Genomic DNA, 14,227 nt, shown 5'->3' with positions numbered 1-14,227 from the left:
CGATGATAAGTTGCTTTGAATCCGCTCCCGGGATGGGGGCACGCTTTCCGCAGGCGGGCGTGGAACTAACCGGCTCCGCCGGTGGATTTCCACCAGCCCTTCCCTCCTGCAGGAGTCGGCCTCCCATCCCGTCCGCTTTGAGCTGGCGTATCGCTGGTTATTAAAGGCTTGGATTCGAGGATAGCTAGCCCCTTCCCTTTTCCACATTCGGAAAGAACTATGCTCACCCATTCCGTATCATCAACAGACGATGAACGAATTCACGTAAAATGCCTTTGAGCGTTCCTTCGCAAAGGCATTTTGTCTACGGTCTGAACATTTTTTCTTTCTTCTACAAAATAAAAGGAATCTAGAGAAAAGCGCCTTCTCCCCAGATTCCTTCAGCCTTTCAAATTAGCCTTTAGCCACCCCTTGTGACATTTTACGCAGGATGACGATACTAATGATAAGGAGCAATGCTGCTGTTGCCGTACAAAGCCATACGCTGCCTGTCAGGCCGAGCACGAAATAAGCCAATAACGAGATCGCAGCGGCAATGAGCGCATAAGGCAGCTGGGTCATCACATGGTCGATATGATGGCTTCCAGCTCCGGTCGACGACAAAATGGTCGTATCCGATATCGGCGAACAATGATCACCGAAAATCGCTCCCGCCAATACCGCCGCCAGCATCGGCAGCATCATGGTAATGTCGATGACGGCCGCCATTTCGCCGGCAATCGGCAATAACAGACTAAACGTTCCCCACGATGTGCCAGTTGAAAAAGCAGCGAACCCTGCTATCAAAAATAACAAAAGCGGTAAAAATACCGGTGAGATCGTTCCATCGACAATTGAAGCCAAATATTGTCCCGTCCCTAAATCATCAATAATCGAAATAATCGTCCAGGCGAAGAAAAGAATGTAAATCGCCGGGAGCATCGATTGGATACCGAGCAGCAAGGCCTTTGTCAGGCTTGTCCCTCCACTCGGATTTCGCATATTTAAGAGCAACGCAATAAGCAGCCCGACAATACCGCCATAGACAAGCGAAGCGGCCACATCTGTATTTTCAAATACAGCCAGTATCGTCAAAGCTCCCTCTGTTGCCTGGACGCCTGTCATCACCATGAAGAAAACCGTCGCCGCGACGAGGCCGACGATCGGCCAGATCAAATCACCAACCGTCCCCTTCTCGTTTGCTGTAATTTCATCCTGTGCTCCCGGTATCGGGCCGGCTGTCGGATCGACCAGTTCCCCCGTTTTCAACGCCCGTTCCTCATGGGTCCGCATCGAACCAATATTTAAATTAAACCAAGCGACAGCCAGCACAAGACCGATCGCAATCCAGGCATACACATTCATTGGGATCATGATAAGAAAAGCCTGGAGCGCCTCATACTCCGTCACCCCATGAGTTGCCAGAATCCCGGCGATAATTGTAATAATATAAGCTCCCCAGCTCGAAATTGGCGCAATGACACACATCGGCGCAGCGGTCGAATCAACGAGGTAAGCCAGCTTGGCCCGTGAAATCCGGTGCCGGTCCGTTAATGGGCGACTTACATTTCCAACGGTCAGGCTGTTAAAATAATCATCAATAAAAATTAAAATGCCTAAAAACACCGTTAATACTTGCGCGCCCATTCTTGTCTTTACGTGCTTCATCGCCCATTCCCCAAAGGCTCTGCTTCCTCCGGATCGCGTTACCAGCGCCGCCATCATACCGAGCAGCAGCAGAAACAAAATAATAAAAAACTCCCACGTGTTGAGGGCAAAGCCGTTTTGGAAAACAGCCTGGGTGATCCCGACGATCGTCAGCGGCTCAACCTCGCCGTAATCGAAAATAATCCCCATCACAATTCCATAAATATTCGTGAGCGCTTGCATCGGATTAAATTGGTGCAGCATTAACGCACCGACCACAATTCCCATTCCTAAAGAGAGTAGCACTCGCCTGGTCAGAATGACCATAACAAGAGCCAGAACGGGCGGCACGAGGGACCATACCGTTACTTCCATCTCACATCTACCTCCACTTCTTTTTGGCACAAAAAAAGCAGCAATGGTCACCCACTCCTGCTGCTTAACACGCAAGTGTCCTTTTCCATTACATCGGCTTTCTTTACAACGATAAAAGGACTTATCACAAGCCGTCCTTTCTCCGGCAAGGAAACCTGTTACGGCTAATTTCCCGCCGGAGAATCTTCTATTCTTATCATGGTTAGCAAACCGCAAGAATATACGATGTCAGTCACATATCATATACAACCAATTTAACATATTAACATATTGCCCCAAAGGTTGACAAGACTATTGACCGCTGCCCGATGTCGGTGTATCAGACGGAATAATCATTCCACCTTCTGAATACACATCCGGCACTTTCCCTGACGTTGTCATGACGCCAATCGGAATCGTTGTTTTCACCGCTTCGGTATTTGTCGCAAAAGGAATGACAATCTTTGCATCAACGATCATATCAAACGCAAGGGTAATTTTCGTATTGTTAATACCGATATTTTCCACCTGCAAGTTCAAATCCGTTTTTACGTCACCAATAGCTGAAAACCGCACTGGAACTTGTGGCCCTAACTGAGCAAGCAATGCATTATTTGTCGCCTGCCCCAATGGAATGCTATAAATAATCCCACCTTCGGCTGAACTTAAAAGATCGTCCTTACTCTCCCCCTCATCAAATGAAATATCAAAGGCTTCTCCGCGCTCAATTGCCTTCAAGTGCCGTTGCACCCTGCCTGTCGCCTCTGACACAACACGATTATAAATTTGAGTATTCGGCTGGACACTTGTCACCATTCCATCAGCATCGTACTGAATAATAAATAACTCTTCCTGATTCAGATCGGTGCTGATCTTTTTATTGACAGCGTCATTAATCGCTTTTGTCGCAATCACCCGCGCTTCCGTCGTCGCTATATGTACAAGCGTTGGTCGAATTCCTTTTTCAATAACCCACAACCCTAGTACAGTTAAAAGAACAAAAATAATAAATGAAAGCAGTAATACATAGCGAAACGGGAGCGGACCTTTTCTAGATTGGGGTCTGCTTCTTTTGGGTGCTCTCATGCTAAAAAACCCCCTTTGCTGACAAGTATATGCACGAAGCAAAGAGAGTTTGATAAGATTCTTTTTCTGTTTAGTGCTTACTTCGCCCGCTCATAGACAAGAAAATCATGATCGTAGCAATTTTTTTCATCACGCTGTCCGGCAACCGAGGAGATCAGACGCCACTCCTCTTCATCAATCAGGGGGAAAAATGTATCGGCCGCAAAAGTCTCATGAATAAGCGTGACATACAGCCGGTCGACATCATGCCAAAAAAGCTGGAAGAGCTCACTTCCGCCAATCACAAAAAACTCCTCTCCCTCCCGGCTGAGCGCCATCACCTGCTCACGTTCATGAACGACTTCGCACCCTTCCGCCACAAAGCCGCGGTCACGCGTCATCACTACATTCCGGCGCTTTGGCAATGGCCGGCCAATCGATTGGTACGTTTTCCTCCCCATAACAATCGGGTGGCCGGTCGTTACTCGCTTAAAGTATTGCAAATCAGCCGGTAAATGCCACGGCAGCTGATTTTCTTTTCCGATCGCCCGGTTCTGATCCATCGCAACAATATAAGACAGCATCGTTACCACTCCTTCATTTTCACATATCGTATCATATTGGCTGGAAAATGAGTAGAAGTCCCTCGCTTAAACGAGGCTGACATGCTTCTCCAATGAGACGGCCTGGTTCAGCTTAACAACGACCTCATCACCGGGCGAATAGCGCTGCAACTGGTCGGTATGAACCGTGATCAGTTCACCATTCAGCTCGACTGAATAATGAAATTCTTTGCCTTGAAACATCACATTCCGAACAATGCCTGTTATCCCGGAGCCTGTCTTATCAAGCGCAAATTGCTCCGGCCGTACCGGAAAGTACCCCTGCTTCCGAATCTGCGGAGAAATCGTACTTGACTGCCAGATGACCGCCTCGTCACCGAACGGCTTGAATTGATCGCCATACCAGCTTCCTTTAATCAAATTCGCTTTTCCGACAAAAGTCGCCACAAACGGAGTAGCGGGCTGGGTATAGATTTGTTCCGGTGTACCAACCTGTTCAATCCGGCCGGCGCGCATCACGACAATTTCGTCGGCCATCGCCAAGGCTTCGGCCTGGTCATGAGTCACATAGACGATTGACGTTTTCACTAGCCGGTGAATCGTTTGAATCTCCTGACGCAAATCCATGCGCAGCTCGGCATCAAGGCTGCTCAACGGCTCATCCATCAACAGCAGGGCCGGCTGCGGCGCCAAAGCACGAGCGATCGCCACCCGCTGCTTCTGCCCGCCTGACAGCTCATTAGGCATCCGCTCTCCATACTCCTGCAAGCCGACAATCTCGAGCATTTCCTCGACTCGTTCCTTCGCCCGCTTCTTCAAATGCGCGGGAGTGAACCGGTGATGCTTTAAAGGAAACTGAATCTGCTCTTTAACCTTTAAATGCGGCCAAAGCGCAAAGGATTGAAAGACCATCCCGATGTTGCGTTTTTCCGGCGGAGTCACCCGTGCTGGATGGGCGACCTGCTGGCCGTTCATTCTTATTTCCCCCGTCGTCGGCGCTTCAAATCCGGCCAGCAGACGCAGCAGCGTCGTTTTCCCGCAGCCGGACGGACCTAAGATCGCAATAAATTTCCCCTCTTCAATCGCCAAGTCAATTGGTGCCAAGGCGGAGACGTCACCAAATTTTTTCGATACATTTGCCAAAACTGTACTCATGCTTTTCTCACCCTTTTTTCATAAAGCTTTTGCATTCCCGCGAGCAAGCCGGTTACGACCAGCATCATCACGACAATCAAGCTTGAAAACGCTGTTGAATGAGTCGTATAGCCCGCCTGCTCAAAATTGAAGATCATCAGCCCAATCGTTTCAGAGCCGCTCGACCATAAAAGAGCGGACACGGTCAGTTCAGTCAGCGTCGTCAGCACAACCAGAAAGGCTCCGCTCAACAATCCCGGCAGCAGAAGCGGAAGCATGATCGAACGCCATTTGACAAGCGTCCCCGCCCCGGCCATATGAGCGGCTTCCTCCATCGCCGGCGCAATTTGCGACATCGCCGTCATACTGCCGCGCACCTGAAGAATCATAAAACGCGTCACGTAAGCTATAAACAAAATCCAGATGCTGCCGTAAATTCCTGGATTCCAGCCCGGAATTGGCTGCATCCATGCCAGAATCATCGCTAAAGCAAGGACCATGCCGGGTAACGCATACGGTAAGCCGACCGCCAATTCGATAATTTTGCTGACGACATTTCTTTTTCGCAACCGGTAATAAGCAATCGCCGTTCCAATCACTAAACAAATCACGCCTGTGCTAACGGCAAGCTTCACACTGTTCAGCAACGCCCCGCGCACTTTTTCATGCTCAAACAGGACAAACTGATAATGCTGCAAGGTTAGATTTTCGAATGAAAACGGCAGTCCGTACGCGCGGATCAGCGACGATCCGAACATCGAAAAAAGCGGAACGATACTAATCAACAGGAGAAAGCCCCACAGCAGCAACTCCACTACCGGTCGCCAGGCCCCCAACGAAAAGCGGGGCTTATCGTCAATTTCACTGTTCTCCCCTGTTTTCGCTTTGCGCAGCAGCAGCCATTGACCGGCCGTCGCTACTAGGGCGATGATTCCCAACAGAACCGAAAACGTCGCCGCCCGGGAAAAGGCGCTCGGGCCGAAGCCGGCGATTTCCTGATAAATCGCTGTGCTCAAGACGGTAATATTCGCCGGAATACCGAGAAATGCCGGGATGCCGAAGTTGTCCAAATTGGCGAGAAAGGCAAGCAGTCCGCCGCTGGCCACACCGGGCAGCGCAAGCGGAAACGTCACTTTGCGAAAAACGGTCCAGCTGTTTCCTCCGGATGAACGCACCGCCCATTCCAGCTCGCGGGGAATCCGTTTTAACACGCTCATCGTCAATAGGAAAACAAGGGGATAATGCGACAATCCGAGAACAAGAATGATGCCTGTATGGCTGTACAGATTCAACGGCTCAAGCTGTCCGGGCAATAACGCCAGCAGGCGCGCCGCCAGGCTGTTGCTGCTTAAGAACTGCGTCCAGGAAAGGGTGATGATGTACGAAGGAATGATAAACGGGAGCAGGACAAGGACGTGCAGCCACTTTTTCGCGCGAATGTCGCTGTAGGCGACAAGCCAGGCGGAAGCGACTCCCATCACTAGCGCGATGATCGTTGATCCCGCGACGACCAGGCCGGTATTCGATACTATTTTCCACGTTCTCGCTTCCTGAAAGATCGTTGAATAGTTGGCAAAGGCGCTTCCATCCGTCACAAAGCTCAGAGCGACCAGACGGAACACCGGCCAGACAAACAGGAAGAAAATAAGACTAAGACAGACAATCAACCAAATGGTTTTGCGGATATCCAAAGGAAAAAAGAAGGAAGATCGAACAGACCATCTTCCTTGCACATGTTGTTCAGCCATAGTACACCTCTCTCGTCTTACTCGCCGAATATGTCGATAAACGCTTGCTTGTCTGCTTCACGTGTTTCAAGCAGTTCACGAATATCATGGGAAATGACGTTCATCTCACTAATCGGCTTCAATCCTTCCGGAGCGTCCACTCCTTCACGGATCGGCGTATAGCCAAGTTCAGCAGCGACAAGTTGTCCTTCTTCTGACAGAACGAAATCGACAAAGGCTTTCGCCGCCTCTTCATTTTCAGTGTTGCTCATAATGCCAATCGGTTCTGTAATAACCGGCACACCTTCTTCCGGATAAACAAGATCAACCGGAGACCCTTCCGCCTTGGCGCGGGCAACCATGAAGTCAACGACGACGCCATATGATTTTTCGCCGCTGGCGACAGCTTGCAGGACGGCGCCGTTTCCTTGCACGACCGTCATTTCATTTTCGTGAAGTCCTTCAAAAAACGACCAGCCGAATTGATCCTGCCGGCTCAACACGCCAACATTATAGGCTGCTGCTCCTGAATAAAGCGGACTTGGCATAATCGCCTGCCCTTTTGCTTCCTCTTCCGTCAGCACGCTCCATGAAGCCGGCAGCTCGCCGTCATTGGCTGTGTTCGCCGCCAGCACCGTCGCCATTACCTTTGTCCCCGCATACATTCCATCGGGATCAAGCAAATCAGCCGGAATAAACTCGGCTTCCGGTGATTGATACGCTAAAAGCAGATCCTGCTCCTTCAATGTTTCAAATGTGACGGCATCAGCGACAAGAAGGACATCCGCCTGAATATCTCCCGCCTGACTTTCTGCGGCGATTTTACTCATCACCTCTTCCGTTCCTGAGCGAAAGACGTTTACTTCGACTTCAGGATAGGCCTCATTAAATGCTGCGACAAGCGCTGTGGCATCGCTGTCCGGCTGAGACGTATAAAACTCCAATGTCCCTGAGATGGCGCCCTCTGCCTCAGTGGCAGCCTGCGTTTCTTCAGTAGATAGGTCTTCTGTTGTCTCCGGCGTATCCGCCCCTCCACACGCTCCAAGCACTAGGATTGAAAAAGCTGCGACTGAATAAATAAAGCGTTTCATGAGAATGTTTCCTCCTTAGAAAAGTGTAATTTATGATTCGAGAACCATTTTTCAAATCTGCGCACATGCTTTTTTTGACTAACTTTGCCTTCTAATGGGGTAACGGTGACATAGCCTGCTTTTAATTTCGCAAAATCGCCTTCCTCTTCAAATTCAGTAAGCTGACCGATATGATCTTTCAGCCAGTAATACACCTGGCCATACGGGTCATTTAAGCCGACATATTTATAACGGCTGACCGACAAATCCAACGGGACGACCTTAATGCCGGAGCAGGCGTGTTTTTCCAAATATGGAAGGTTAACATTAACGAAGACGCCCGGCGGAATCCGGTTGGAAAGCAAAGGTTCGATCACCTCGTAGAGCAGCCGTTTCGGCATTTGAAAGCTCGTATCTTTTGTTTGCAGCCTGTCGAGCGAAACGGCGATCGCCGGAATTTGCAACAGGGAAGCTTCCGCCGCCGCAGCCATCGTGCCGGAATAATAGACGTCCCTGCCCAGGTTCGGGCCGATATTAATCCCGGATATGACCAAATCCGGCTTTTCCTTTACCAGCACTTCCACTCCGAGTTTGACACAATCGGCCGGTGTTCCGTTTACGGCCCAGGCTTTCACCCCTGCTCCAAAAAGGGTGACCGTCGTCGCTTTCAGCGGCTGACGCAATGTTATCGAATGGCTGATCGCGCTTCGTTCCTGATCTGGACATACGACATAAATATCGCCGAAATGCTGGAGCACTTCAACCAAAGCCTCTACTCCCGGCGCAAAAATACCATCATCATTTGTGACAAGAAATTTCAACTTTTCATCTCCTTTGCAGTCGGTTGTGCACATGCGTTCAAATAACGCAAATGCTTTTGTAGAAGAATCGCTTCCGTGCTCGTATCATAGCCTTCCAAAACGACGGGATATGTCCCGCTCTGGAGATGTCCGATAAAGCGTTCGAGCAACAGTTCCCCTTCCCCGAGGGCGACATGATAGTTCGCTTTTGTTGAATCGCTAAGATGAATTTTATTAATTCGCGACATCTCGGCGAACGTAGCGAGTATATCCTTCCCGGGTGCAATATGCGCCGCATCAAACGTCGTTTGTACAGCGGATGACCGGCCATCAACTAAACGATTGATTTGCAGCGGGCTCGTGACAAACTCCTTTTTGATTTCCTCCATTAATTCCAGCGAAAGCGTGACGCCATATGTTTTGGCGGCCTCTTCTAAATAATCGAGGCTTTTCTGAAGCGCCTCCTCATGCCACGCTGTCCATTCCTCCGTCAACGTTCTTCTCCCTGGATGGACGGTGACATTCGTCGCTTCGATCGAAGCGGCAAGCGCGAACGAGCGGACAATTTCCTCAACTGACTGGCGCCGGATTCCTTCATTTAACGAACAAATATTTAAATCCCAGCTTGCCGCATGAAAGGTGATCTCCAGGTCAAACCGCCTGGCAACGCGGCGAATATCTCTGACCCGCATCTGACTGAACCAGACTTGCTCGGCCCACAGCTCAAGCCCGCGCAGGTTATGGTTGTAAACGACCGCGCCAATTTCCTCAATGTCCTTTCCCCATAGTAGCGTCGATGAGGCCAACAGCTTCAACGTACTCCCTCCTTTGTTTTCACCTTTTCAAGCCAGGTCATCAGCTCTTCCTTTTGACAGGCAACCGACCCAGGAGGAAATGGGCTTCTGGAGCTATATCCGTGAAAATCACTGCCGCAGCTTTTGAACAGCCTGTAGTGATCGGCCATGTCATTCCAATAGACGGTCGCTGCCTCATCATGCTGCGAATAATAAACTTCGATGCCATCAAGCCCCTGCTCCACCAGCGCCGCCAGCGACCATTCCCACCGATAAATTCCAGGGTGGGCTAAAAAAGCTTTTCCCCCGGCTTCATGAATAAGCGCGATCGCTTCGGCCGCCGTCAACCCTTCCCGCTCGATAAAGGCAGGAGCCCCTTTGGTCAGCAAAGCTTGATAAGCTTGTCCAGACTCGTTGAAATAACCGCGCGCCACTAACTCATCGGCGATATGAGTACGAACGATAACATCGTTTCCGGCTCTTTCCCGGCAATTCTCCCAATCAATCCGGTAGCCAAGCTTCTGTAATACTTGAACAATCGCTTTGCTCCACTTCATTCTCTCGCCCTGTCTCCACGATACATAATCAGCCATTCTCTGATGTGCGGGATCAAAGGCATATCCTAAAATATGAAGCTCTCCCTGTTCTCCATCCGTATTGCATTCAATTCCTGAAATCAAACGAAGCCCAAGTGCTTCTGCTGTTTCTTTAGCCGTGAAATAAGCGGATACCGCGTCATGATCTGTAATAGAAAGCACGGAAACTCCAAGGGAGGCAGCCTCTTCAACAAGCTGTGCCGGAGAAAGCTCTCCATCTGAATGCGTGCTGTGCATATGCAAATCGATCATCTTCTGTCGCCTCACTTTCTTTTACATCCCCTACAGTACAGGAAAAATTTCAATCTACTATAAAGCTCCCTTGTGAGATTTGTAAAAAAATTATAAAGTTGATTTTTTTAAACCATTTGTAAAGAAGAACAGAGAAAACAAAAAATCCATTTACAGCAACCCGGAAATAAATTAATCGAATTTTCCGTCATTAATATTTTGTAAAGTCTTTACACTTTTTTAAAATTCAGAACAACAACGCCTCTTCACAAACAGAAAAAGGACTTGTCCCAAAAGGTTCGTTTTCACCTTTTGAAACAAGTCCCGCTCCAGCTTGGATAGAGTCAGCCTTTGTCTTTTTTCTTTATACTGCGACATGCGCTTTAATCGGCGGATGCGGATCATAGCCAATCAGTTCGAGATCGTCCCATTCCACATCAAAAATACTTTTCAATTCAGGGTTCAGCTTCAAGGTCGGCAAAGCTCGCGGCTCCCGTTCCAGCATCGTTTGAACCTGCTCAATGTGATTGGAGTAAATATGAACATCCGCCCCGGTGTAAATCAGCTCACCCACTTCAAGATTGCATTCATGAGCGATCAGATGGGTTAACAGCGCATAGGATGCGATATTAAATGGCAGCCCCAGAAACACATCATTTGAACGCATCTGAAACATACAACTGAGCTTCCCGTCATGAACATAAAATTGGAAAGCGTAATGACAAGGAGGAAGCTGCTGATTTTTCAATTCTGACGCGCTCCACGCGTTACATAGCAGCCGTCTGGAATCCGGGTTGCGTTTAATTTCATCAATAATATATTGAATCTGGTCATACACCTGACCATCGGCCCCTTCCCAGCTCCGCCACTGCTTGCCATACACGTTACCCAAATCGCCAAATTGCTCAGCAAAGCGGTCGTCCTCCAACACGCGCTGCTGATAAATTGCCAGCTGCTGCTTATAGAGCTGTTCAAACTCGGGGTCTTCCTGACTTCTCAAGCCGAAGTTTGTCATATCCGGCCCGGTATACTCTTTTGATTCCACCCATTTTTGAAAGCCCCACTCATCCCAAATATGATTGTTTTGCTCAAGCAAATAACGAAGATTCGTATCGCCTTTCAAAAACCAGATCAGCTCGGTCGCCACTAAGCGAAACGGAACGCGTTTCGTTGTCAGCAATGGAAAGCCGTCCTGAAGATTCATCCTCATTTGATACCCAAACACGCTTATCGTTCCGGTGCCTGTCCGATCCTCTTTGCGCACCCCGTGCTCAAGCACATAGTTGCAAAGCTCTAAATATTGCTTCATCGTATCCCTATCCCTTCTCTTCATCAAATCCATCATTAGCCCTTACTTCACCTTGATCCCTATGTAATCTCGCATCAGCCCTAAAAGGCTTGTCCCCTTTAGTTTACATGATTGAAGTCAGAATAACATCCACAGAACCGCTCAATATATTTAAAAAAGCTGCCTTCAAAGAAGCTGCTGAAAAAGTGAAATTTTCATTTTTTTAGCAGCAAAGCGGCTTCATCGCTCTTTGAAGGCAGGCCCGCTTATATCATTTTTAAGAGAGCGTCCTTGCCGCGCATTCCCGGCGTAATGCCAAGCTCCTCAGCGGCCAGCGTCACCGATTCCAATGGAGCGTCAAGCAGCTGTTCGATTGTTCTCACTCCAACCGCACGGCCCGCCACAATTTTACGCTCTTTCAGCTTTTCATTCAGTAATGCCACATCCAATGCTCCGCACATAATATAGCCTGTATCATTCATGACTGCCATGAAATTCGTCTTCGGCAGCTTTAGGGTCACAGCGATAAAAGTTTGCTCCTCAATTTGAATTGGGTTCATTTCAATCAACTGTCCCACTCCCCATCTGATCATTGTCATTATATAAACAGTATATGACCATGACAGAAAAAGGTGAGCCGATTTAAGCGTTCCCCCACTGTTGACTTAGTTTCCACGCTAAAATGTCCCGTAAAAATTCAGGCATAAAATAGCGCTTTGTTGCCGAGTCTGCCACTGCTGGAAGCAAATGCCCGAACGTGTACATATCAAGAGTGGCAATCGAATAAATCTGGTCCGCTCTAAGCTTTTCTCCCAGGATGGTAATGCTGTGCACGGACTCAGCCGTCACGTCGACCTCAATCCCGGTAAAAATCATCTGCCCAAGCACTTTGCCGCGGAAGCCAAATCCTTTCAGCTCCAGCTGGCGTAATTCCTTTGTAAAGGCTCTTTTCACTGTTTCTTCGAGCTGACGGCCCGTTAATTCCACGACACATGGATTAATCGGATGAGGACAAACACGATGAATATCCCCTTTCGTAATCACGCCCGCTTCAAGCGCTTCGAGTAAAACCCCAGCATGCATCATTCCAAGCTCTTGGTCACACCACTCCGTCAGCGCATCACAAAGAAACTGAGTCCCCTTCGTTCTTGCCTGCCAGTCAACAGGCAACCTTTCCGGCAAAACAGCAACTTGTTCCGCTAACAGCCGCTCCGTTTCGGCCTTCATATCAGCTAACAGCGTCTTCGTCCGCTCATCCTCCGGGCTTTTGCTGATGTCTACTAACGTCGCTTCGCTTTCTACTACCTGCTGGCTTTCCGTATCGTATTCAATTTGAACTTGGCCGAGATACGCCCCAAACTTGCCGGCCTGGGCAATCAATGTGCCGACGACCCGTTTACCTGCCGGCAGCACATGATGAGTATGGGCGCCGATGATCACATCAATCTCTTCAAATTCAGCCGCAATCTCCTCATCGCGAAACAAGCCGAGATGAGAAAGCAAAATGACGATATCCGCTTCTTGCCTCAGCGCGACGAGCTGCTCTTTTAGCACAGGCTTCGGCGGAGCAATTCTCCAGCCCAACTGCTGATAAAACGTTGTAAATGGAGCCGTCACGCCAATCAGTCCGACCGTCAGCCCGTTATCCAATCTATGTAAAGCCGTCGGTCTTACCCAGTCAGGCCGCCGGCCGTTTTGCTCAAACAGATTAGCTAACACAACCGGAAACGCAGCTTCGTCATAAAGGTGCTCCAGCTGCTCCTTCGCAAAGGTGATCCCTTCGTTGTTGCCAATCGTGACATAATCAACTTGCGCTTCATTCAGCAGGCGCGTATTTCCTTGACCAATCGAGGCTTCTGTCACTGGGTTGCTCCGGTCGGCATGATCGCCTAAATCAAAATAAAGCGTGTTCTCATCCCGCTGATTTTTAATATGGGCGACCACCTGTGCCCAATGCTCAAAGCAGCTGTGGATATCATTTGTATGAAAAAGCGTAAGACGTTTTACAGCCACTCCCTCGCTGCCCCCCTTCTAACCTGTATCTTTCTTATGTTTGTCCATCGTCAAAGAAGAGATTAAGCTGCCGTGGCGCCAGATCCTGATAATCAATCCCCAGCAGATTAATCATTTGCTTGGCGTTATCGGCGGCATCTCCCCCCGAGTTGTTATTAAACAGAATGTATATATCTTTTGTTTGTTCGTCTACTTTCTTGATGTTTTCTTTCCATTCCAAAAGCTCAGCTTCATTGTAACGGTATAAATAGCGCACCTCGCGCCAACGGCCATTGCCAGGATCGTTCCAGCCATGAATGTTCCTGCCGTGTAAGCGGATCAGCGTTTTTTCCGGATGAGTCGCCTGCAAAACCGTCGGAATGGAACCGGCTCCGGCCTGGGGCTCGTCACAAATGCTATGAATCCAGCCCTCCTCCTGCATAAAGGCTAACGTTCTTTCCTTCATTCCCTCTGCAAACCATGATTGGTGGCGAAATTCAAGCGCCAGAGGAAACTCCTTCAGCTCCTGCTTCACATAGCGCAGCCATTGGACATTTTCTTTTTTGCAATCAAACCATGGCGGAAACTGACAAAGAACCATTCCGAGCTTGCCCGCCTCAGCGATCGGCCGAACCGAAAGGCGAAATGCTTCAAACATCTCCTCTTTTGTCTCATACGGCTGAATTCCCCGCTGGTGTCCCGTCATTCCCTGATAGGCTTTGACAATGAACTGAAAGCTTTTTGGTGTCTCTTTCAGCCATTTCTCGATATTGCGGCTCGGCTGAATAGCATAAAATGAAGAATCCAGTTCAACAATCGGAAAATGCCCGGCATAGGCCTCCAATCCCTTTCCTCTGCCATCATAAAGGGAATCATGATCGTTCCAGCCCGTTACCCCGATATAGATCATCTGATCCTCTCCTTCGTCCAGCAATTACAATGTACCGTCTCTTTTCCCTGATTCATGTAAAGATAATCCGTTATCCG

13 protein-coding genes are annotated in these 14,227 nt (G+C 49.0%); all 13 read right to left on the bottom strand.

All coding sequences use genetic code 11. The features are described from left to right. Positions 1-393: 393 nt before the first annotated feature. Positions 394-2,001: a Na+/H+ antiporter NhaC family protein gene (locus M3202_RS08010; protein ID WP_251222829.1), complete on the bottom strand. Its 1,608-nt coding sequence runs from the start codon at positions 1,999-2,001 to the stop codon at positions 394-396. A gap of 291 nt (positions 2,002-2,292) precedes the next feature. Next, complete coding sequence (gene yunB, locus M3202_RS08005) at positions 2,293-3,066, bottom strand: sporulation protein YunB (protein WP_251193193.1); 774 nt, start codon at positions 3,064-3,066, stop codon at positions 2,293-2,295. A gap of 77 nt (positions 3,067-3,143) precedes the next feature. Next, a complete protein-coding gene (locus M3202_RS08000; RefSeq protein WP_251222828.1) occupies positions 3,144-3,629 on the bottom strand; it encodes a dihydrofolate reductase in 486 nt (161 codons plus the stop codon). A gap of 66 nt (positions 3,630-3,695) precedes the next feature. Beyond that, complete coding sequence (locus M3202_RS07995) at positions 3,696-4,763, bottom strand: ABC transporter ATP-binding protein (protein WP_251222827.1); 1,068 nt, start codon at positions 4,761-4,763, stop codon at positions 3,696-3,698. Then, entirely contained in the window at positions 4,760-6,490 is a 1,731-nt protein-coding gene (locus M3202_RS07990) for an ABC transporter permease (RefSeq protein ID WP_251222826.1), read from the bottom strand. Before M3202_RS07990 ends, M3202_RS07995 begins: the two co-directional genes overlap by 4 nt. Positions 6,491-6,507: 17 nt before the next feature. Next, a complete protein-coding gene (locus M3202_RS07985; RefSeq protein ID WP_251193197.1) occupies positions 6,508-7,560 on the bottom strand; it encodes an ABC transporter substrate-binding protein in 1,053 nt (350 codons plus the stop codon). Further along, positions 7,557-8,360, bottom strand: coding sequence for a 5'/3'-nucleotidase SurE (gene surE / locus M3202_RS07980; RefSeq protein WP_251193198.1), 804 nt, complete (start codon positions 8,358-8,360; stop codon positions 7,557-7,559). Before surE ends, M3202_RS07985 begins: the two co-directional genes overlap by 4 nt. Next, entirely contained in the window at positions 8,357-9,154 is a 798-nt protein-coding gene (locus M3202_RS07975; RefSeq protein ID WP_251193199.1) for a sugar phosphate isomerase/epimerase family protein, read from the bottom strand. The genes surE and M3202_RS07975 overlap by 4 nt, the downstream gene beginning before the upstream one ends. Further along, positions 9,151-9,981, bottom strand: coding sequence for a PHP domain-containing protein (locus M3202_RS07970; RefSeq protein ID WP_251222825.1), 831 nt, complete (start codon positions 9,979-9,981; stop codon positions 9,151-9,153). The genes M3202_RS07975 and M3202_RS07970 overlap by 4 nt, the downstream gene beginning before the upstream one ends. 343 nt (positions 9,982-10,324) lie before the next feature. Continuing rightward, the gene (locus M3202_RS07965) at positions 10,325-11,269 is read right to left on the bottom strand and encodes a thymidylate synthase (RefSeq protein WP_251222824.1); all 945 of its coding nucleotides are present in this window, start codon (positions 11,267-11,269) and stop codon (positions 10,325-10,327) included. 245 nt (positions 11,270-11,514) lie between these two features. Then, positions 11,515-11,808 carry a YunC family protein gene (locus M3202_RS07960; protein ID WP_432805969.1) on the bottom strand — a complete coding sequence of 98 codons (294 nt, stop codon included), beginning with the start codon at positions 11,806-11,808 and terminating at the stop codon, positions 11,515-11,517. An 82-nt stretch (positions 11,809-11,890) separates the two neighbouring features. After that, a complete protein-coding gene (locus M3202_RS22550; RefSeq protein ID WP_251222822.1) occupies positions 11,891-13,261 on the bottom strand; it encodes a bifunctional metallophosphatase/5'-nucleotidase in 1,371 nt (456 codons plus the stop codon). Between the two features lie 34 nt (positions 13,262-13,295). Then, positions 13,296-14,150: a DUF72 domain-containing protein gene (locus M3202_RS07950; RefSeq protein ID WP_251222821.1), complete on the bottom strand. Its 855-nt coding sequence runs from the start codon at positions 14,148-14,150 to the stop codon at positions 13,296-13,298. Between the last annotated feature and the right edge of the window lie 77 nt (positions 14,151-14,227).

This window comes from Halalkalibacter oceani (assembly GCF_023715605.1).
In the GTDB taxonomy this organism is placed as follows: domain Bacteria; phylum Bacillota; class Bacilli; order Bacillales; family Bacillaceae_D; genus Halalkalibacter; species Halalkalibacter oceani.
The sequence above is the reverse complement of the archived record's forward strand: the minus strand, read 5'-3'. Positions and strand labels throughout refer to the sequence as shown.

What these genes read in the sequence shown, in the direction of transcription:
- M3202_RS08000 (WP_251222828.1), bottom strand. Translation starts at nt 3,629, where the DNA reads ATGCTGTCTTATATTGTTGCGATGGATCAGAACCGGGCGATCGGAAAA.
- M3202_RS07950 (WP_251222821.1), bottom strand. Translation starts at nt 14,150, where the DNA reads ATGATCTATATCGGGGTAACGGGCTGGAACGATCATGATTCCCTTTAT.
- yunB (WP_251193193.1), bottom strand. Translation starts at nt 3,066, where the DNA reads ATGAGAGCACCCAAAAGAAGCAGACCCCAATCTAGAAAAGGTCCGCTC.
- M3202_RS07985 (WP_251193197.1), bottom strand. Translation starts at nt 7,560, where the DNA reads ATGAAACGCTTTATTTATTCAGTCGCAGCTTTTTCAATCCTAGTGCTT.
- M3202_RS07970 (WP_251222825.1), bottom strand. Translation starts at nt 9,981, where the DNA reads ATGATCGATTTGCATATGCACAGCACGCATTCAGATGGAGAGCTTTCT.
- M3202_RS07960 (WP_432805969.1), bottom strand. Translation starts at nt 11,808, where the DNA reads ATGAACCCAATTCAAATTGAGGAGCAAACTTTTATCGCTGTGACCCTA.
- M3202_RS07965 (WP_251222824.1), bottom strand. Translation starts at nt 11,269, where the DNA reads ATGAAGCAATATTTAGAGCTTTGCAACTATGTGCTTGAGCACGGGGTG.
- M3202_RS08010 (WP_251222829.1), bottom strand. Translation starts at nt 2,001, where the DNA reads ATGGAAGTAACGGTATGGTCCCTCGTGCCGCCCGTTCTGGCTCTTGTT.
- M3202_RS07990 (WP_251222826.1), bottom strand. Translation starts at nt 6,490, where the DNA reads ATGGCTGAACAACATGTGCAAGGAAGATGGTCTGTTCGATCTTCCTTC.
- M3202_RS07995 (WP_251222827.1), bottom strand. Translation starts at nt 4,763, where the DNA reads ATGAGTACAGTTTTGGCAAATGTATCGAAAAAATTTGGTGACGTCTCC.